Raw genomic sequence first — 19,237 nt, forward strand, 5'->3', positions numbered from 1 at the left:
GCCATCAGCGCTGGCGGGAGCGCAGCAAGTGCGCCTCGACGTCTTTGCGTCTGCTACCCAGGGACAGGCGCAGGCTTGGGTGACGCAGGCATTGGCGCAGTTGCTCGGGATCGATACCGCCGCAGCGTTCGTTGAGGTTTTCCAGTGCCTTGTCCCACCAGGCTGAGGCGCAGGCGCGATCGAACTCGTTGGGGTAGGGGTAGCAGCCATATAGCAGCTCACGCACGAACTGACGCTCGCGGCTGGGCATGGTCAGGCTCAAGGCCTTGTAACCCAGGCGTTGCAGTGTAGGCGGGCGTGGGAGTTGGTCGTTGACCAATGCCACATCGGCGAGCGCCGCCGCGCCCAGTGGATCATCACCGTGTTTGCGCAACCAGGCCTGAATCTTGGCGCGAAACTGCGCCTTGCGGCTCCAGTAGTGGTGAATGACATCGGTGCATTCGGCCAGCTCCAGGTTGCGGTAGGCAGCAACCGCCAGGCAGAACTCCTCAAGGGTGTAGGCCGTGCGCGCCAGCGGATAGAACTCGTCCATCATGGCGATGGAGCGGTCCAGCACCTGGGCGTCTTCGGCGCACAGGCCAATGACGCCTGAGTTGATCAACGACATCTGGGTATCGGCCAAACCGCGGGACTTAAGGATGTCGAGCAGGTTGGTGTACAGCAGACATTGCGGGTTGTGACCATAGCGCGCGTCGATGCTGTTGCACAGCAGGGTGCCAGGCTTGACCCGCTGGAACAGTTGCAGGGGCGACTTGCGGAAAAAGGTGTCGGTGTCTATCAGCACAGCTTGAGGGTATTGCTGCAATACCTGGCGCATCAGCACATGCTTGCTGCGGAAATGATAGCCATGGGGCTGGTTCCAGGCCGTGCGAGTCGCTTCGTCGAGCAGATGAACGGTTACTGGCAGTTTGCCGTAGGGCTCGGCGTTGTCGGTATAGACGTGGATGTCGATGGCCGGGTCGGCGATGCTCGGCAGATGCGCGAGGGCGCTGACGATACTGAAGCAGGCTTCCTGATGATAAGTGGCCGGGCCGAAGGCCAGGTACACCAGTTGAGGACGTGATGGCAGGAAATGTTGCATTACAGACGACACCTGTCAGAGCCAAAAATAAACAAGGCCTTAGTCTACGACCAAAGCCTTGACGGTTTCAGCACCTGATCATGCCAAGAAATTTCAGCGTGGGAGCTTCAGGTTGTTCCATATCGCCAGGCTCGCTTCGGCCTGGTTGAGGGTATAGAAATGCAGCCCCGGTGCGCCGCCTTGCAGCAGTTGTTCGCACATACGGGTGATGACTTCCTCGCCGAAGGCCTGAATGCTCGCGGTATCGTCAGCGTAGGCTTCCAGTTGCTTGCGGATCCAGCGTGGAATCTCGGCGCCGCAGGCGTCGGAGAAGCGCGCCAGTTTGCTGTAGTTGGTGATCGGCATGATGCCGGGCACCACCGGTATGTCCACACCCAGCTTCTGCGCACGCTCGACGAAGTAGAAGTAGCTGTCGGCGTTGAAGAAATATTGGGTGATGGCGCTATCGGCCCCGGCCTTGACCTTGTGCACGAAGTTGCCCAGGTCCACCTCGAAGTTGCGCGCTTGCGGGTGCATCTCGGGGTAGGCAGCGACTTCCAGGTGGAAGTGGTCACCGGTTTCCTGGCGAATGAACTCCACCAGGTCGCTGGCATAACGCAGTTCACCACTGGCCATGCCCATGCCCGACGGCAGGTCGCCACGCAGGGCTACGATGCGCTTGATGCCAGCAGCCTTGTACTCGGCCAGCAGAGTGCGCAACTCGTCCTTGGTGTCACCGACGCACGACAGGTGCGGTGCTGCCGGGACTTTCACTTCATTTTCCAATTGCAGCACGGTGTTGAGCGTGCGATCGCGCGTGGACCCACCGGCACCGTAGGTGCAGGAGAAGAAGTCCGGATTGTACGCGGCCAACTGGCGGGCAACGCCCATCAGCTTTTCATGGCCGGCATCGGTCTTGGTTGGGAAGAATTCGAAACTGTAACGGCGTTCTTGGGACATCTGGCGTTCCTCGAGCAGCGTGCCTCAAGCAGCAAGCTGCAAGTAAAAGCCAGATCGGTGATGGCCGATCTGGCTTGGGCATCGTTCAGGTTCCGGCGTTGAAGCGGCTGGCTTCAAACCTGCCGCTTAGTAGCGGTAGGCGTGCGGCTTGAACGGGCCTTCGACGGTCACACCGATGTACTCGGCCTGTTGCGGGGTCAGTTGGGTGACCACGCCACCGAAGCCGCGGACCATTTCCAGGGCCACTTCTTCGTCGAGTTTCTTCGGCAGTACTTCCACGGTCAGGCGCTCGGCCTTCTGGGCGGCTGGCAGTTCGGCGAACTTCTGCTCGAACAGGAAGATCTGCGCCAGCACCTGGTTGGCGAAGGAACCGTCCATGATGCGGCTTGGGTGGCCAGTAGCGTTGCCCAGGTTCACCAAACGGCCTTCGGCCAGCAGGATGAGGTAGTCGTCGTTCTGTGGGTCGAAGGTGCCAGCGCCGGTGCGGTGGATCTTGTGCACCTGTGGTTTGACCTCTTCCCAAGCCCAGTGCTTGCGCATGAAGGCGGTGTCGATCTCGTTGTCGAAGTGGCCGATGTTGCACACCACGGCACGTTTCTTCAGGGCCTTGAGCATGTTGGCGTCGCAGACGTTGACGTTACCGGTGGTGGTGACGATCAGGTCGATGCGGCCCAGCAGGTCGGCGTTGATGCCGGCTTCGGTACCGGTGTTGATACCGTCCTTGAACGGCGAAACCACTTCGAAGCCGTCCATGCACGCTTGCATGGCGCAGATGGGGTCGACTTCGGTGACCTTGACGATCATGCCTTCCTGACGCAGGGACTGGGCCGAGCCCTTGCCCACGTCACCGTAGCCGATCACCAGGGCTTGCTTGCCCGACAGCAGGTGGTCGGTGCCGCGCTTGATGGCATCGTTGAGGCTGTGACGGCAGCCGTACTTGTTGTCGTTCTTGCTCTTGGTGACCGAGTCGTTGACGTTGATGGCCGGGACCTTCAGCTCGCCCTTGGCCAGCATGTCCAGCAGGCGGTGCACGCCAGTGGTGGTTTCTTCGGTCACGCCGTGGATCTTGTCGAGCATGGCCGGGTATTTCTTGTGCAGGATCTCGGTCAGGTCACCACCGTCGTCCAGCACCATGTTGGCGTCCCACGGCTGGCCATCCTTGAGGATGGTTTGCTCGATGCACCACTCGTACTCCTGCTCGGTTTCGCCTTTCCAGGCGAATACCGGGATACCGGCGGCAGCGATGGCGGCAGCGGCCTGGTCCTGGGTGGAGAAGATGTTGCACGACGACCAGCGCACTTCGGCACCCAGGGCAACCAGGGTCTCGATCAGCACGGCAGTCTGGATGGTCATGTGGATGCAGCCAATGATCTTCGCGCCTTTGAGCGGTTGCTCGGCTTGATACTTGCGGCGCAGGCCCATCAGTGCCGGCATTTCCGACTCGGCGATGATGACTTCCTTGCGACCCCAGTCAGCCAGGGAAATGTCGGCGACCTTGAAGTCGGAAAAACCAGCAGGCGTGTTTACAGCGCTCATTGAGAGCCTCCATTCGTAGTGTGCGAATGGGCGCCGTTGTGCGTTGAGCGTCCACCTCAGCGGACAACGCCCCAACCGAGCCTGACAGGCCTAGCCTGCTGCAGCGCCCCTCGGATGGGTGGCGGGATGGCCGCCACTGCGGGCAGCCATGAGAATCGGCAGCGATTATAGCCGTGGCGGGGTGCCACACCCAAGGTTTTCTGTCGATTAATCGCGACGATAGTCGATGTTCGATGGAGTGCTGGCGGCCGCTCTGCCATCATGACTTCACGTTAGCCAAGCAGGTCAGGAGTACAGATGAACTTTCACACTCGTAAATGGGTTAAACCTGAAGACCTCAACCCCAACGGCACGCTGTTCGGTGGCAGCCTGCTGCGCTGGATCGACGAGGAAGCGGCGATCTACGCCATCGTCCAATTGGGCAACCAGCGCGTGGTCACCAAGTACATGTCGGAGATCAACTTCGTCAGTGCTTCGCGCCAGGGCGACATCATCGAACTGGGCATCACGGCCACCGAGTTTGGCCGTACCTCGATCACCCTTCGCTGTGAAGTGCGCAACAAGATCACCCGCAAGAGCATTCTCACGGTTGACCGCATGGTCTTCGTGAACCTGGGTGAGGATGGCTTGCCGGCGCCCCACGGGTGTACCGAGATCAAGTACGTCCAGGACCAGTTCCCGGACTCTACGGTGGAGTGAAATGCGGGGCTGCCCAGCAGCCCCGCCTTGCTCACGGCTGGGCGCTGACCTTGCGCACCACTCGGCCGATGCTCAAACCCTGCACCAGGATCGACGACAGCACCACGATGTAGGTGATCGACAGCAGCAGGTCACGCTCTTCACCCAATGGCAGCGACAGCGCCAAGGCGACCGACACCCCGCCGCGCAGCCCGCCCCAGGTCAGAACGCGGACAGTGCCTTTGGGCACTGGCCGCCAGCGGCGCAACAGCACGATTGCCGGCGCTACGGTCAGCAGACGCGACAGCAGTACCGCCACTGCCAGCACTGCGCCCGCTGCCAGGTGCAGCCAGTTGAACGGCAGCAGCAACAGCTCAAGGCCGATCAGGGCGAACAGCAGCGCATTGAGCATGTCGTCGATCAGTTCCCAGAAACCGTCCATGTAGCGACGGGTCATGTCGTTCATCGCCAGGTTGCGCCCCAGGTTACCGATGATCAGACCCGCGACCACCATGGCGATCGGTGCCGAAACGTGCAGCTCATAGCACATGGCCGAGCCGCCGATCACCAGCGCCAGGGTCAGCATGACCTCGACCTGATACTGCTCGACGCTTTTGATCATGCGGTAGGTTGCGTAGCCGATCAGGCCGCCGAACAGCGCACCCCCGATGGCCTCGCGGGCGAACAGGATGGCGGTGTCGGGTATGCTCGGCGTTTCTCCCAGCTGGATGATGCCCAATAGCACGGTGAACACCACAACAGCGGTACCGTCGTTGAACAGGGACTCGCCGACGATGGTGGTTTTCAGAGGCTTAGGCGCGTTGGCGGTACGCAGCGCGCCCAGCACGGCGATGGGGTCGGTCGGGGAGATCAGCGCGCCGAACAGCAGGCAATAGATCAGCGGCACCTGCCAGCCGAACATGCCGAATACCCAGTGTGCCAGGTAGCCGATCACTACCGTGGCAATCAGCACACCCAGGGTGGCCAACAGCCCAATCGGCCAGCGGTAGCTGCGCAGGTCGCTGAGGTTCACGTGCAGCGCACCGGCAAACAGCAGGAATGCCAGCATCCAGTGCATCAGCAGGTCGTTGAAGTCGATCTGGTTCATCAGCCCTTCGACGCGTTCCTCCAGGCCAGGAAAGCCGATCAGGCTCAGCCCTTGCAGTATCAGAGAGAACAGCAGTGCGGTGACCATCACGCCGATGGCCGGTGGCAGGCCGATGAAACGGTAATTCACGTACGTGAGAAGGGTGGTAAGGCAGATAAACGCGGCAACTAATTCAAGCATCCCAATTCCTGTGACAGTGGCTTCCAAGTCGATACCCGAATGACTCGGGTAGTTCTTTGATGGTCGGGTAAGGGTGTGGGGACACACTTTTCGACTGCGCAGGTAGACAACGTCCTGACTGCGAGGTTGCCAGAGGGGCGAGCCTGGCGGCTCGACCCTCGGTGACACGGGTTGGTCAACGAAGCATCGAAGGGTTACAGATCTTTCTTCACTGTCTTGTCGATATGCTTATCTGCTTTGTGGCGTTCTTTGTCCAAGTGCTTGGCGCCTTTGTCGATTTCTTTGCGGTCATGAGTGACCCCCTTGTCCACTTCGCGCACGTCATGGCGCACACCCTTTGCCACCTCGCCTTCTGCCTGTGCCATGGACACCGTCGTGAGGGTGGCCAAGGCGATAGCAAGCGCAGCAACCATTTTCTTGATCATGTCAGCATTTCCTTCAAGTGGCGTATGTTGTCGGGCTTTGCAAACTGAATGTAGCCCAGTGCAGGTGCGCCATCGGGTAAGTGAACAGGGTTTAATCAGCGTTGGAGTGGCCGCAAGGCGAAACATCTTCGAGCGCCCGCAACGTTGAAGCGTTGTGCGTTGTTTCGGTTTTCGGAGGATGCTGAGCAAATGAACGGACGTTCATCCGGGCCAGCGCTTTGAAGTGGCAATCTCTGCGCGCAACTGATGCGCTCAAATCAAGCCCGCTGCGCTGAAGCGCTTTTTCGTTTCGCTCGCTGCCGATGATGGCCATTATTAGCCGACGGCGAATTGAGCCATTTCACTCAAACCCAAGGCAAGGAACCGTTCGCGTGCTGGCAACATCCCTGGTACTGGTCGCCGCCATGCTGCACGCGGCCTGGAACACCCTGATCAAGTTCAGCGGCGAACGCCTGCTGGTCATCGCCAGCATGGACACGGTAGCGCTGGCTTTCGCCGTGTGCGCAGTACCGTTCAGTCAATTCCCCCCTGCTGCGGTATGGCCATGGCTGCTGGCGTCGGCGCTGGCCGAGCAGTTGTACCGTTTTTTGTTGATCAAGGCATATCGGGTTGGCGACCTTGGGTTGGTCTATCCTCTGATGCGAGGTTTGTCGCCATTGGTAGTGCTGGGGTTGACCCTGGCAGTGGCCGGTGAGTCGCTCAGCCAGCAGCAGATCATCGGCATCATGCTTATCCCCTGCGGTATGGCTTGCCTGTTGTGGCAAGGCGGGGGTGGCGAACGGTTGCCGTGGTCGATGCTGCCGGTGGTGGCGTTGATCGGTCTGTGTATCGGTTGCTATACCTGGTTCGACGGCCAGGCGGTGCGGCTGTGGGGGCAACCCTGGGATTACCTGGTATGGCTGACGCTGCTCAGTGCCTGGCCATTTCCCTTGCTCGCCAGCGTCGCGCGGCGTGCGCCATTCGTGCTGTTCTGGCGTACCCAATGGCGCCTGGGGCTGGCGGTGGGTTTTTGCGTGTTGTTCAGCTATGCGCTGGTGCTGTGGGCCATGCACCTGGGCTCGGTGGCCGAGGCCGCGGCGCTTCGCGAGGTAAGTGTGATCCTGGTGGTGCTGATGGGTATGCGCTATCTCAAAGAACCTTTTGGCGGGCCAAGACTCCTAGCTTGCGGGCTGGTCCTGGCAGGCATGCTGGTGATGAAGCTCTGAACCATTTTCGAACAAGGAGTCATGAGCATGACCGTTGCCCTGTGGTGCATCCTGATCGCCCTGTGTCTGCCGCTCTTGTGCGCATTGATTGCGAAAGTGAGCAGCGGCCGCTTCGGCATGAGAGACAACCATGATCCACGCGCATTTCTCGATAACCTTGAAGGCCTGCCGCGTCGAGCTCATTCGGCCCAGCAGAATAGCTTCGAGACGTTCCCTGCGTTTGCCGCGGCAGTGCTGGTGGCCGATATCGTCGGCAATGCCGAGCAGGTGACCCAGGATGTGCTGGGGGTGATGTATATCACCAGCCGGCTGCTCTACATCATCTGCTACCTGGCAGATTGGGCTGCGTTGCGCTCGCTGGTGTGGTTGGCGGGGTTAGGTATCATCATTTCGTTTTTCGTGGTTTCTGTCTGAAACTGCACCGCCCGTTGCACGGGTGAATCCGCTCCTTCACGCCTGAGGGAGCGGGTTTACCTGCAAAGCACCCATCGCCGATCAAGGCACTTTGGGCACATCTGGCAGTGGCTTGCCTTTGGGCCAGAGCATCCATATCTGCCCCTGCTGTTTCATGTTGCCTGCCAGTTCACCGGCTTTCGGCCCGGTTCCCCAGAACAGGTCGGCCCGCACCTCGCCGGTGATGGCCCCGCCAGTATCCTGAGCGCCCACAGGCCGTACCACGGGTGTGCCGTCAGGGCGTGTGGTCGAAAGCCACAACAGGCTACCCAACGGGATGACCTTGCGGTCGATGGCCACACTGTAACCCGCCGTCAGGGGCACATTCAGCGAGCCTCTTGGCCCTTCATTGCTATCCGGGCGGGTGCTGAAGAACACGTAGCTTGGGTTGCTGGCCAACAGTTCCGGGACGCGCTGAGGGTTGGCCATGGCCCAGGCATGGATACTGCCCATGGACACATCCTCCTTTTTCAGTTGCCCTTGCTCGACCAGCCAGCGTCCGATCGGTCGATAGGGGTGGCCATTCTGGTCGGCATAGCCCAGGCGTAATTGCCGGCCATCTTCCAGCTGCACCCGGCCTGAACCCTGTATTTGCAGGAACTGCAGGTCCATTGGGTCGGTCAGCCAGGCCAGTACGGGGGCTTTGACGCCATCGCGGTTGATGACCTCGGCGGTGTCGTAGGGCTTGAGTACATGCCCTTCCAGGCGCCCGCGCAGGCGCTTGCCCTTGAGTTCCGGGTACACGCTGGCCAGGTCGACCACTATCATGTCATCGGGTACGCCATACACCGCTACGTGCGCGGCTTCTGTGCGTTTCAGGCTGCCGGGATAGACGGGTTCGTAGTAGCCGGTGATCAGGCCATTGGCGGTGTTATCTGCCGAGCGCAGGCCATACACCTGCAGGTTCTGCTCAAGGAAGGTACGCACCTGTGCGGCGCTGGCAGTGTCGCTGCCGGCTGCCTCACAGGTGGCTGCCCACACCGGGTCGCGCTTGAGTTTTTCGCAGCCACTGCGCCAAGCATAGAAGCCTGCCAGCAAGTCTTCGTCGCTGACCGCCGGTAGGTCCTGCCAGGTAGCAGGGGCGTAGGTAGCGACGGCGTGTGGTTCAGGCTTGGCGCTCTCGCCGCCATTGCAGCCGGCCAGCAAGGCCAGGGCAGGGAGCGTCCAGGCCAAGTGGCGCAGGGCAGTTCTCATTGGTTTGATCCTGTGCACGGCGAACATGAAAAATCGCCCTTGTAAATATGTGGCTATTGGTCTTTGCAGGCATGGCGGCGATACTGGCCGCCCATTTGCGAGGCCTGTGTGACTGTGATGTTCAAGCGATTGACTGTTGTACTGCTTGCCGCCCTTGCCCTTACTGCCTGTGACCGGGTCGACCCTAACTCGCCACTTGGCAAGCGCAAGGCCATTTTCAAGGACATGCTCAAGACCAGCGAAGATATGGGGGGCATGCTGCGCGGCCGCTTGCCTTTCGATGGGCTGAAGTTCGCCGAGGGCGCGCTCAGGCTCGACACCCTGGCTCACGCGCCGTGGGAGCATTTTCCACAGGTGCGTGATGAGGGTGACAGCAGCGCGCGCGCAGAGGTTTGGCAGCGTCAGGAGCGTTTCCATGACCTTGCCCGGCAACTGGAGGGCGTGACCGGCGAGTTGGTCGAGTCGACCCGAACCCAGCCCTTGGACCCCGCGCAACTGAAAGCGCCCATGGCCAAGGTCGAGGCAGCGTGCAAAGCGTGCCACAGCGAATTTCGCAACCATTGATCGCCTGCCGCGACAGGCGCCCCCCACACGGTCAGCGGTCCAGGTCGTCCACTGCTTCCTGTAGTTCCTTGCGGGATTCGGCAAGCTTGTCTTTGCGCTTGTTGATTTTTTCAGCGTCGCCTTTTTTCTCGGCCTTTCTCAGGTCTTTTTCCCGTTGCGCCACCTCATGACGGGCATCGAGCACCTTTTGCTCCCGCTCTTTGCGCAGGCTGGCATCGGTGCAGTTCTCGACGCCGCGCAGCGCTTGCTCAAGGCCTGCGACTTGGTCGCTGTTGCCATGATCGCGGGCAATTTTGAGCTGGTTTTCGATAGCGCTGCGCTTGGCCGCGCAACCGCTGAGGCCTTGTTCGGGTTGAGCGGCTTGGGCGGCGCCGGTAGTGAGGCCTAGTGCACTGAGCACTACCAGGGTGGAAATCAATTTCATCGGGGCCTCCTTGAGGGGGCGGGGCAGCAAAAGATGGAGCAAATCCTGCCTTGCTTTTGATGATTTAGGAACCCTTGTTGGATTTTTCTGACGCAATCCTGGCACTTCCTTACACGGCGCCGCTGAAAAGTCATTCAAAACCGGCTATGCCATTTTCCGCCAGTTGCCGGGCAAGCTCTTGCACAGGCTCAGCTGCGAAAAACGCCTCTAGCTGGTTGGCGCGGGTAGCGCCAACGCCAGGCAGGGCTTGCCATTGCGCGGCGGAGCGGCTGGCGAGGGTTGCCCAGTCGTCCTGCGTCGACCAGGCGCGCGGGGCCGGCACGCCAAGGCCGTTGACCCACTGGCTGAAGGGCCTGCTGCGGCCAAGCTCGAAACTGCGTTGCAGGCGGCTGGCGCTGTTGGCGCCGATCCCTGGCAGCTCGGCCAACTGCTCGGCATCCAGCGCCAGCCAGTCTGCCAGCGATGTCACCAGCCCGCCACGTACCAGTCGTCGCCAGGTGCCTGGCCCGGTGCCCGGCATGGCCAGGCCATGTTTGCCACTGAGCCAGGTCAGGCGCGCAACGAACTGTTCTTCGCAGTGTTCCGTCGCTTGCCAGCATGTCATTGGCCCGTAATCGTCGAGAGCAGGTGCTTTTACGCTGCGACGCTCGGCGGCGCGGTGTGCAACCTGCTCGAAGCGAGGGATGGTCAGCCCAGCCAGGCTGATGACGACTTGGTCCCCCGGGCCAACTTCGAGCGCCCGCCAGCGTGCGAGGGAGCCAAGGCTCACTTGCGCGATAAGGCGGTCATCGAGCTGGACCGGCTGTAGTTTCAGAAGGGGGGTGACCCTGCCAGTGCGGCCAATGCGAAAGTGCACGTCACGGACTTCGGCCAGCGCCTGGGTAATGGGGTACTTCCAGGCCGCGATCCAGTAGGGCGCGTTAACCTCCCAGCGGTCGGCGGCTGGCCTTGCAGTCTGGCGCAGGATCACGCCGTCCGTGGCAAAGGGCAGGGCTGTGCGGTAAAAGTGCTGGCGCCACTGCTCGGCCTCGGCGGCAGTGCCGATGGGCACACTCAAGCGCTGGCTGTCGGGAAAACCCAGGGCGGCCAACCTTGCCATGCGCTCGCCTTGATCCCTGGGCCCCTGCGGCCAGTCCCAGACGAACAGGGCGATGCCTAAGCCTTGTTCACCGCTCAGCTGCTTGCGTGCCAACAAGCCTGCGACTGTGGCGCGAGCGTTGACGCTGCCTGCCTGTGCCTGCACGTGGTGATCCAGATGCAGGTAAAGCTCGCCTTGCAATGTCAGGTCCAATGGGTGGGTCAGTGGATGGTTAAGGCGCTGCAGCGAATCGATATGCCGGCTCCAGTCATGGCCGTTGATGCCATCTCCACGGCTGAGCAGCTGCACCAGCCGGCCTTGGCGGTAGACCAGGGTGACCGCGACGCCATCCACCTTGGGTTGCAGCCAGACTTCGGCCTTGCCTCGCATCCAACGGGCCACAGCCCTTTCGTCCGAGAGCTTGGCGACACCTGTGTGACGGATGGGGTGGGCGATCGGCCCACGTGCGCTGGCCAGCGAGTTCAGCTCGCTCGGCAGGGCGAAGCAGCCTTGCAGGTGCACAAGGCGCTGCCTGCTCTGGTCGTACACCTGGTCCGGCACCAGGGATTGACCCAGCCGGTGGTAGTGGTCGTCCCAACGGCGCACCGTTTCATGCAGGCGAGTGACCTCTGCATGAGCCCGCTCAGCCGACCAGTTCGGGCAGCCTGTGGCGTGGGTCTTGAGTGGCATGAACAGCAGCAACACTAGCAGCAGCGGCATGGCCAGCATCCTTGCTTGGCAGTGGAAGCTTCAGCCTAGGCAAACACGAGCAGCGCTGCCCTAGGCAGTTGTCAGCCGATATGTCACAAAAAAGGCCCCAGCCAATCGCTCGGCAGGGGCCTTCAGTTACCGCTGTAGGGAAATTACAGGCCGGCAGCGTCACGCAGCGACTGGGCGCGGTCGGTAAGCTCCCAGGTGAACGTGGTGAAGGTGTCGTCGCCGACGGTCTTCTGCTGCGGCTGGCGGCCGAAGTGGCCGTAGGCTGCGGTTTCCTGGTACATCGGGTGCAGTAGGTCGAGCATTTTGGTGATGGCGTATGGGCGCAGATCGAAGCACTCACGCACCAGTTGAATGATTTTCTCGTCCGATACTTTGCCGGTGCCGAAGGTGTTGATCGATATCGAGGTTGGCTGGGCTACGCCAATGGCGTAGGACACCTGGATCTCGCAGCGTTCGGCCAGGCCTGCAGCGACGATGTTCTTGGCCACGTAACGGCCGGCGTAGGCAGCGGAGCGGTCGACCTTGGACGGGTCTTTGCCAGAGAAGGCCCCACCACCGTGACGTGCCATGCCGCCATAGGAGTCAACGATGATCTTGCGGCCGGTCAGGCCACAGTCGCCCACCGGGCCACCGATGATGAAGTTGCCGGTCGGGTTGATGTGGTACTGGGTGCCTTTGTGCAGCAGTTCGGCCGGCAGGGTGTGCTTGACGATCAGCTCCATCACGGCTTCCTGCAGGTCTTTTTGCGAAACCTCAGGGTTGTGCTGGGTCGACAGCACCACCGCATCGATACCCACCACCTTGCCATTTTCGTAGCGGCAGGTGACCTGGGACTTGGCGTCCGGGCGCAGCCACGGCAGCAGGCCAGACTTGCGCGCTTCGGCCTGACGCTCGACCAGGCGGTGCGAGAAGCAGATCGGGGCCGGCATCAGTACGTCGGTTTCGTTGCTGGCGTAGCCGAACATCAAACCTTGGTCACCGGCGCCTTGGTCTTCCGGCTTGGAGCGGTCGACGCCCTGGGCGATGTCCACCGACTGCTTGCCGATGATGTTCATCACCGCGCAGGTGGCGCCGTCGAAACCAACGTCGGAGCTGTTGTAGCCGATATCGATGATGACCTTGCGCACCAGTTCTTCCAGGTCGACCCAGGCAGAGGTGCTGACTTCACCGGCGATGATGGCGACACCGGTCTTGACCAGGGTTTCACAGGCTACGCGGGCGTATTTGTCCTGGGCGATGATGGCATCCAGGACAGCGTCCGAAATCTGGTCGGCGATTTTGTCCGGATGCCCTTCAGACACGGACTCGGAGGTGAAAAGGGAGTATTCGCTCATCTCGACGGGTTCCTAAAATTTACCGATGGTGAGTGTCGCCAGCCGTCCGCTGAAAATGGCGGACCTGAATCTGGAAACCGTTACGCAAGCCCACATAGAGGCTGTCCCCGGGGGCCAGCCCGGCTGCTGTGGCCCAACGGGCCAGGTCGTCCTGTTCGAAGCCTAGCCAGAGGTCGCCGCAGGCTTCCCGCGCCCACCCCTGGTCATGGCTGCACAGTTCGGTGACCAGCAGGCTGCCGCCTGCCTTCACCCGTTTGGCCAGCTGGCGCAGGGCCAGGGCCGGGTCGCTGAAATGGTGCAGGACCATATTCAGCACAACGCAGTCGGCTTCCACATCCGTTGCACCCAGTGCATCGGCCAACTGCAGGTTTACATTACTCAGGCATTCGCGTTCGCAGACCTGGCGCGCCAGCTCGAGCATGGTCGGGCTGTTGTCCATGGCCGTGACCTTGGCGAAGCGCCGCGCCAGGTCCGGCAGGAAGCCGCCATCGCCGGGGCCAACTTCAAGTGCAGTGGCAGCCGGGGCGAAGTTCAGCTTGTCGAGCAGCGCCAGCAGGCTCTCGCGGTACTGCGGCAGGCCGGCGATCAGGTCTTGCTGGGCGCGAAACTTCTCTTCCACACGCAAGAAGAAGTCCTGGCTGGTGGCGGCTCGGCGTTGCTGCACCTGGGCGATGCGCGCCTGTACGTCCTCGGGCAGAGTGAGATCGTCGACTTCATCGAGCAGGGCCATGTGCAGGCGCCCGCCAAAGCGCTGGCCGTCGGGCAGGGCACGGCGATAGAAAATCGCATTGCCCTCACGCCGGGTAGCCACCAGAGCAGCCTGGGCCAGCACTTTGAGGTGATGGCTCATGCCCGACTGGCCGATGTCGAAGATCTGCGCAAGCTCCAGCACGCCGAACGAATCGCTGGCCAACGCGCGCAATACATTCAGGCGCAGCTCGTCGCCACTGGCTTTGCACAGAGCAGCCAGTGTGTCGCTTTGCTGGGGCAGCGGTTGCGCACGTAGGTTCATGGGTCGGCAGTCTAGACAGGCAAGGCTGCCCTAGCAAGGTCAATATCAAAAAGTTTTGATATTGATGGATGGGCGGGTACATCTGTCGATTTTTTCGCCGCAATGCGGACCAATCACAGGAAAATCCCCCAACTGCGACCATCCGTCATTGCCCCCGGCCCCCGCAGTGGGCGAAAATGGCCGTCTTTTTCGTCTCACCACCCCTTTCAAGCCCCCAGGAGATAAGCGATGCCCAGCCGTCGTGAACGTGCCAACGCCATTCGTGCCCTCAGCATGGATGCCGTGCAAAAGGCCAACAGCGGCCACCCAGGTGCCCCAATGGGCATGGCGGATATCGCCGAAGTGCTGTGGCGCGACTACATGAAGCACAACCCGAGCAACCCGGATTTCGCCGACCGTGACCGCTTCGTGCTGTCCAACGGCCACGGCTCGATGCTGATCTACTCGCTGCTGCACCTGACCGGCTACGACCTGTCGATCGACGACCTCAAGGGTTTCCGCCAACTGCACAGCCGTACCCCAGGCCACCCGGAATATGGCTACACCCCGGGCGTTGAGACCACCACCGGCCCGCTCGGTCAGGGTCTGGCCAACGCCGTGGGCTTCGCCCTGGCCGAAAAAGTCCTGGCTGCCCAGTTCAACCGTGAAGGCCACAACATCGTCGACCACAACACCTATGTATTCATGGGCGACGGTTGCATGATGGAAGGCATCTCCCACGAAGTCGCGTCCCTTGCCGGCACGTTGGGCCTGAACAAGCTGATCGCCTTCTATGACGACAATGGCATCTCCATCGACGGTGAAGTGCACGGCTGGTTCACCGACAACACCCCAGCACGTTTCGAAGCATACAACTGGCAGGTGATCCGCAACGTCAACGGCCACGACGCCGACGAGATCAAGATGGCCATCGAGACGGCGCGCAAGAGCGACCGCCCGACCCTGATCTGCTGCAAGACCACCATCGGCTTCGGTTCGCCGAACAAGCAGGGCAAAGAAGACAGCCACGGCGCTCCGCTGGGCAGTGACGAGATCGCCCTGACCCGCAAAGCACTGAACTGGAGCCACGGCCCGTTCGAAATCCCGGCCGACATTTATGCCGAATGGGATGCCAAAGAAGCCGGTGCCAAGGCCGAAGCCGACTGGAACCTGCGTTTCGAGGCATACGCCAAGGCTTACCCCGAGCTGGCTGCCGAGTTCAAGCGCCGTGACAGCGGCGAGCTGCCGGCCGACTTCAGCGAAAAGGCCCAGGCCTATATCAACGAAGTGGCTGCCAAGGGTGAAACCATCGCCAGCCGCAAGGCCAGCCAGAACGCGCTCAATGCCTTCGGCCCGCTGCTGCCTGAGTTTCTCGGTGGTTCGGCTGACCTGGCCGGTTCCAACCTGACCCTGTGGAAAGGCTGCAAAGGCGTCGAAGCAAACGATGCCAGCGGCAACTACGTGTTCTACGGCGTGCGTGAATTCGGCATGACTGCGATCATGAACGGTGTTGCCCTGCACGGTGGCCTGGTCCCTTACGGCGCGACCTTCCTGATGTTCATGGAATACGCCCGCAACGCGGTGCGCATGTCGGCCCTGATGAAGCAGCGCGTGATTCATGTCTACACCCACGACTCCATCGGTCTTGGCGAAGACGGCCCGACTCACCAGCCGATCGAGCAGCTCGCCAGCCTGCGCAGCACCCCGAACCTGGATACCTGGCGCCCAGCCGACGCGGTCGAATCGGCCGTTTCCTGGAAAAACGCCCTGGAACGCAAGGACGGCCCATCTGCGCTGATCTTCTCGCGCCAGAACCTGCAGCACCAGGAGCGCGACGCACAGCAGATCGCTGACATCAGCCGCGGTGGCTACGTGCTCAAGGATTGCGCTGGCGAGCCGGAGCTGATTCTGATCGCCACCGGTTCGGAAGTGGGCCTGGCCGTTCAGGCCCATGCCAAGCTCACCGAGCAAGGCCGCAAAGTCCGCGTTGTCTCCATGCCTTGCACCAGCGTGTTCGATGCCCAGGACGCTGCGTACAAGCAGTCGGTACTGCCGGTCGAAGTGGCTGCGCGCATCGCCATCGAAGCCGCCCATGCTGACTTCTGGTACAAATATGTGGGGCTGGAAGGCCGTATCATCGGCATGACCACCTACGGTGAATCGGCCCCGGCCGCTGCACTGTTCGAGGAGTTCGGCTTCACCCTGGACAACATTCTGGGTACTGCCGAAGAACTGCTGGAAGACTGATGTAAAGATCTGCGGGCGGTGTCGCCCCTGCTCGCGGGCAAGCCCGCCCCCACAGAGGTTGCATATGACCCTGTGGCGGCGGGCTTGCCCGCGAATAAGGGCCACGCACTCGATCCGCAGGCTGATGACAATAAGACTGTCTCGTGAGCCCCGAATGCCCCACCCGCGTCCCTACAAAGTTGCACTCAACGGTTATGGCCGCATCGGCCGCTGTGTCCTGCGCGCACTGTTCGAGCGGGGGGCCCAGGCCGGCTTCGAGATCGTCGCGCTCAACGACCTGGCCGACCAGGCCAGTATCGAATACCTGACACGCTTCGACTCCACCCACGGGCGTTTTCCCGGCCAGGTGAGGGTCGATGGCGATTGTCTGCATATCAATGGCGATTGCGTGAAAGTCATGCGCAGTGCCACCCCTGAAGGCATCGATTGGGCCGCTTTGGGCATCGACCTGGTGCTGGAATGCTCGGGTGTCTATCACACCCGCGCCGATGGCCAGCGCTTCCTCGATGCCGGCGCACCGCGTGTGCTGTTCTCGCAGCCGATGGCCAGTGAAGCCGACGTCGACGCCACCGTGGTCTACGGCATCAACCAACAGTGCCTGACCGGTGCCGAACGCTTGGTTTCCAACGCTTCGTGTACCACCAACTGTGGTGTGCCGCTGCTGCGCGTGCTTGACCAGGCATTGGGTATCGAGTACGTGCAGATCACCACCATTCACTCGGCGATGAACGATCAGCCGGTGATCGACGCCTACCACCATGAAGACCTGCGCCGCACGCGCTCGGCGTTCCAGTCGGTTATCCCGGTATCCACCGGCCTTGCGCGTGGTATCGAGCGCCTGCTCCCGGAACTTGCCGGGCGAATCCAGGCCAAAGCGGTACGTGTGCCAACCGTCAACGTCTCATGCCTGGACATCACCCTGCAGACCTCCCGCGACACCAGCGCGGCCGAAGTCAACCGGGTGCTGCGCGAGGCCGCGCTGAGCGGCCCGCTCAAAGGCTTGTTGGCATACACCGAGCTGCCTCACGCCAGCTGTGATTTCAACCATGACCCGCATTCGGCCATCGTCGATGCCAGCCAGACCCGCGTTTCCGGCACTCGCCTGGTGAACCTGCTGGCCTGGTTCGACAACGAATGGGGGTTCGCCAACCGTATGCTCGACGTTGCCGACCATTATCTGCACGTCGTTCACCCAACCCGCAGCAAACAGCCCTGAAGGACTGCATTCATGACCGTGTTGAAGATGACCGACCTCGACCTGCAAGGTAAGCGCGTACTGATTCGCGAAGACCTCAACGTTCCTGTGAAGGACGGTGTGGTATCCAGCGATGCGCGTATCCTGGCAGCGCTGCCGACCATCAAGCTGGCCCTGGAAAAGGGTGCAGCGGTGATGGTCTGCTCGCACCTGGGCCGCCCGACCGAAGGCGAGTTCTCTGCCGAGAACAGCCTGCAGCCGGTTGCCGACTACCTGAGTAAGGCCCTGGGCCGCGATGTACCGTTGGTTGCCGACTACCTGGGCGGCGTTCAAGTGAACGCAGGTGACCTGGTGCTGTTCGAGAACGTGCGCTTCAACAAGGGCGAGAAGAAGAACGCCGACGAGCTGGCCCAGCAGTACGCGGCTTTGTGTGACGTGTTCGTGATGGACGCTTTCGGCACCGCTCACCGCGCCGAAGGCTCCACCCATGGCGTGGCGAAGTTCGCCAAAATCGCTGCTGCCGGCCCGCTGCTGGCCGCTGAACTGGATGCCTTGGGCAAGGCCCTCAAGGCCCCGGCCAAACCGATGGCGGCCATCGTCGCCGGCTCCAAGGTGTCGACCAAGCTGGATGTCCTGAACAGCTTGAGCGGCGTGTGCGACCAACTGATCGTCGGTGGCGGCATCGCCAATACCTTCCTGGCAGCAGCCGGTCACCCGGTTGGCAAGTCGCTGTACGAGCCTGACCTGGTCGAAACGGCCAAGGCCATCGCCGCCAAGGTCAGCGTTCCCCTACCGGTCGATGTCGTGGTGGCCAAGGAGTTCGCCGAAACCGCGCAAGCTACGGTCAAGGCCATTGCCGACGTAGCTGCCGACGACATGATCCTGGACATCGGCCCGCAAACCGCCGCCCAGTTCGCCGACCTGCTGAAGTCGTCCAAGACCATTTTGTGGAATGGCCCGGTTGGCGTATTCGAGTTCGATCAATTCGGTAACGGCACTCAGGTACTGGCCAAGGCCATCGCTGAAAGCGCTGCATTTTCCATCGCCGGTGGTGGCGATACTCTGGCTGCCATCGACAAATATGGCGTAAGCAAGGATATCTCCTACATTTCTACCGGTGGCGGTGCCTTCCTCGAATTCGTCGAAGGCAAAGTGCTGCCGGCCGTGGCGATCCTTGAAGAGCGGGCAAAAGCCTGAGCAGGGCGGCGCCTGGCAAAGGGAGCGACCTGATGGTCAAGCAATTGCCTTTGATGATTCTGGCTGGCCTGCTAGGCGCGTGCTCCAGCAGCCCGTCCCCTGAGGCCGACCCGTCGCAACCGCCCAAGGGCGGTTGCTACCAGTCTGAATGGCAGGCCGAAACCGTGCCGGTCATCAGCAAGCGTGTGGGCCCGCAAGGCCTGGAAAAGTACGACGAAGAACACCAGCGCCAGGCGCCGGGTTGCCCTTGAAGTGCGTTCGTGCCTGGGGGGGTTCGTCGGGGCAGGCAACCAAGCGACTGCAAAGCGGTCATCTAGAGGATATGCAATGAAAGCGCTGCTGGCCGCGACGGCCCTGGCGACACTGGCAGGCTGCTCGCTGATGCAGTCTGCGCCCTCCGCCCCTGCGGATAACTGGACCCGCTGGGTGTGCGACACCCAGGCCGAAGTGCTGTGGCGCTTTGCCGATGCCGAGCGCGACCAGGTTGACGTCCGTCTGGGCGGCGGTGACCAGGTATACCGGCTCAAATCCGAGCCGGGCGCCTCGGGCGCGCTGTACAGCGACGGCGTGCTGGCCTTTCACACCAAGGGCGAAGAAGGCCTGGTGTACTGGGTGGCGACCAACGATCTGATTGGGCGGGGCTGCAAGGCACCGTGAATGGCCGGGCCGCCCAGGTGGCCCACACTAC

At 61.7% G+C, this 19,237-nt stretch carries 20 protein-coding genes and 1 riboswitch; of the genes, 9 read left to right on the forward strand and 11 right to left on the reverse strand.

Translation table 11 applies throughout. The annotated features are described in order from the left end of the window. Positions 1-4 precede the first annotated feature (4 nt). The 3 genes from ACK59H_RS00375 to ahcY form a co-directional block, all read right to left on the reverse strand. Positions 5-1,081: a hypothetical protein gene (locus tag ACK59H_RS00375; protein ID WP_186476331.1), complete on the reverse strand. Its 1,077-nt coding sequence runs from the start codon at positions 1,079-1,081 to the stop codon at positions 5-7. 93 nt (positions 1,082-1,174) lie between these two features. After that, positions 1,175-2,020, reverse strand: coding sequence for a methylenetetrahydrofolate reductase [NAD(P)H] (metF, locus tag ACK59H_RS00380; RefSeq protein WP_060478153.1), 846 nt, complete (start codon positions 2,018-2,020; stop codon positions 1,175-1,177). 126 nt (positions 2,021-2,146) lie between these two features. Further along, a complete protein-coding gene (gene ahcY, locus ACK59H_RS00385; protein ID WP_060478152.1) occupies positions 2,147-3,556 on the reverse strand; it encodes an adenosylhomocysteinase in 1,410 nt (469 codons plus the stop codon). A gap of 21 nt (positions 3,557-3,577) precedes the next feature. Beyond that, a riboswitch (S-adenosyl-L-homocysteine riboswitch) is annotated at positions 3,578-3,674 on the reverse strand. A 179-nt stretch (positions 3,675-3,853) separates the two neighbouring features. Here ahcY and ACK59H_RS00390 point away from each other — a divergent pair. Continuing rightward, positions 3,854-4,255, forward strand: coding sequence for an acyl-CoA thioesterase (locus ACK59H_RS00390; protein ID WP_060478151.1), 402 nt, complete (start codon positions 3,854-3,856; stop codon positions 4,253-4,255). A 31-nt stretch (positions 4,256-4,286) separates the two neighbouring features. Here the strand turns inward: ACK59H_RS00390 and ACK59H_RS00395 are convergent, their stop codons facing one another. The 3 genes from ACK59H_RS00395 to ACK59H_RS00405 form a co-directional block, all read right to left on the reverse strand. Then, positions 4,287-5,522, reverse strand: coding sequence for a sodium:proton antiporter (locus ACK59H_RS00395; protein ID WP_060478150.1), 1,236 nt, complete (start codon positions 5,520-5,522; stop codon positions 4,287-4,289). Between the two features lie 194 nt (positions 5,523-5,716). Next, positions 5,717-5,944 (reverse strand): hypothetical protein, encoded by a 228-nt coding sequence (locus ACK59H_RS00400; RefSeq protein WP_060478196.1) that lies wholly within the window; start codon positions 5,942-5,944, stop codon positions 5,717-5,719. Between the two features lie 94 nt (positions 5,945-6,038). Beyond that, positions 6,039-6,260 (reverse strand): hypothetical protein, encoded by a 222-nt coding sequence (locus ACK59H_RS00405; RefSeq protein WP_155500263.1) that lies wholly within the window; start codon positions 6,258-6,260, stop codon positions 6,039-6,041. A gap of 58 nt (positions 6,261-6,318) precedes the next feature. Between ACK59H_RS00405 and ACK59H_RS00410 the strand changes: the two genes are divergently transcribed. Both ACK59H_RS00410 and ACK59H_RS00415 read left to right on the forward strand, forming a co-directional pair. Further along, the gene (locus tag ACK59H_RS00410; protein WP_060478149.1) at positions 6,319-7,152 is read left to right on the forward strand and encodes a DMT family transporter; all 834 of its coding nucleotides are present in this window, start codon (positions 6,319-6,321) and stop codon (positions 7,150-7,152) included. Positions 7,153-7,179: 27 nt separating this feature from the next. After that, positions 7,180-7,566, forward strand: coding sequence for an MAPEG family protein (locus tag ACK59H_RS00415; RefSeq protein ID WP_060478148.1), 387 nt, complete (start codon positions 7,180-7,182; stop codon positions 7,564-7,566). 81 nt (positions 7,567-7,647) lie between these two features. On the opposite strand, the gene ACK59H_RS00420 is transcribed toward ACK59H_RS00415, so the two are convergent. Beyond that, positions 7,648-8,799, reverse strand: coding sequence for an MltA domain-containing protein (locus tag ACK59H_RS00420; RefSeq protein WP_060478147.1), 1,152 nt, complete (start codon positions 8,797-8,799; stop codon positions 7,648-7,650). Positions 8,800-8,916: 117 nt separating this feature from the next. Here ACK59H_RS00420 and ACK59H_RS00425 point away from each other — a divergent pair, with 117 nt between their 5' ends. Continuing rightward, positions 8,917-9,363, forward strand: coding sequence for a cytochrome c (locus ACK59H_RS00425; protein ID WP_060478146.1), 447 nt, complete (start codon positions 8,917-8,919; stop codon positions 9,361-9,363). Positions 9,364-9,394: 31 nt separating this feature from the next. Here ACK59H_RS00425 and ACK59H_RS00430 read toward each other — a convergent pair whose 3' ends face one another. The 4 genes from ACK59H_RS00430 to ACK59H_RS00445 all read right to left on the reverse strand — a co-directional run bounded on the left by ACK59H_RS00430 (position 9,395) and on the right by ACK59H_RS00445 (position 13,931). After that, a complete protein-coding gene (locus ACK59H_RS00430; protein WP_060478145.1) occupies positions 9,395-9,787 on the reverse strand; it encodes a DUF1090 domain-containing protein in 393 nt (130 codons plus the stop codon). Between the two features lie 130 nt (positions 9,788-9,917). Then, positions 9,918-11,585 (reverse strand): NAD-dependent DNA ligase LigB, encoded by a 1,668-nt coding sequence (gene ligB, locus ACK59H_RS00435; protein ID WP_060478144.1) that lies wholly within the window; start codon positions 11,583-11,585, stop codon positions 9,918-9,920. A gap of 143 nt (positions 11,586-11,728) precedes the next feature. Continuing rightward, positions 11,729-12,919: a methionine adenosyltransferase gene (gene metK / locus ACK59H_RS00440; RefSeq protein ID WP_060478143.1), complete on the reverse strand. Its 1,191-nt coding sequence runs from the start codon at positions 12,917-12,919 to the stop codon at positions 11,729-11,731. Positions 12,920-12,938: 19 nt separating this feature from the next. Further along, positions 12,939-13,931: a metalloregulator ArsR/SmtB family transcription factor gene (locus tag ACK59H_RS00445; protein ID WP_060478142.1), complete on the reverse strand. Its 993-nt coding sequence runs from the start codon at positions 13,929-13,931 to the stop codon at positions 12,939-12,941. Between the two features lie 228 nt (positions 13,932-14,159). Between ACK59H_RS00445 and tkt the strand changes: the two genes are divergently transcribed. From tkt to ACK59H_RS00470, 5 genes are all read left to right on the forward strand, one after another. Then, positions 14,160-16,157, forward strand: coding sequence for a transketolase (tkt, locus tag ACK59H_RS00450; RefSeq protein WP_060478141.1), 1,998 nt, complete (start codon positions 14,160-14,162; stop codon positions 16,155-16,157). A 154-nt stretch (positions 16,158-16,311) separates the two neighbouring features. After that, a complete protein-coding gene (epd, locus tag ACK59H_RS00455) occupies positions 16,312-17,373 on the forward strand; it encodes an erythrose-4-phosphate dehydrogenase (RefSeq protein ID WP_060478140.1) in 1,062 nt (353 codons plus the stop codon). Between the two features lie 12 nt (positions 17,374-17,385). Further along, entirely contained in the window at positions 17,386-18,549 is a 1,164-nt protein-coding gene (locus ACK59H_RS00460) for a phosphoglycerate kinase (protein WP_060478139.1), read from the forward strand. Positions 18,550-18,581: 32 nt separating this feature from the next. Then, positions 18,582-18,800, forward strand: a complete 219-nt coding sequence (locus ACK59H_RS00465) for a hypothetical protein (RefSeq protein WP_060478138.1) — start codon at positions 18,582-18,584, stop codon at positions 18,798-18,800. A 76-nt stretch (positions 18,801-18,876) separates the two neighbouring features. Further along, positions 18,877-19,206 carry an MliC family protein gene (locus ACK59H_RS00470; protein WP_060478137.1) on the forward strand — a complete coding sequence of 110 codons (330 nt, stop codon included), beginning with the start codon at positions 18,877-18,879 and terminating at the stop codon, positions 19,204-19,206. Positions 19,207-19,237 lie beyond the last annotated feature (31 nt).

Source organism: Pseudomonas sp. KCJK9000 (assembly GCF_046230725.1).
Lineage (GTDB): Bacteria > Pseudomonadota > Gammaproteobacteria > Pseudomonadales > Pseudomonadaceae > Aquipseudomonas > Aquipseudomonas promysalinigenes.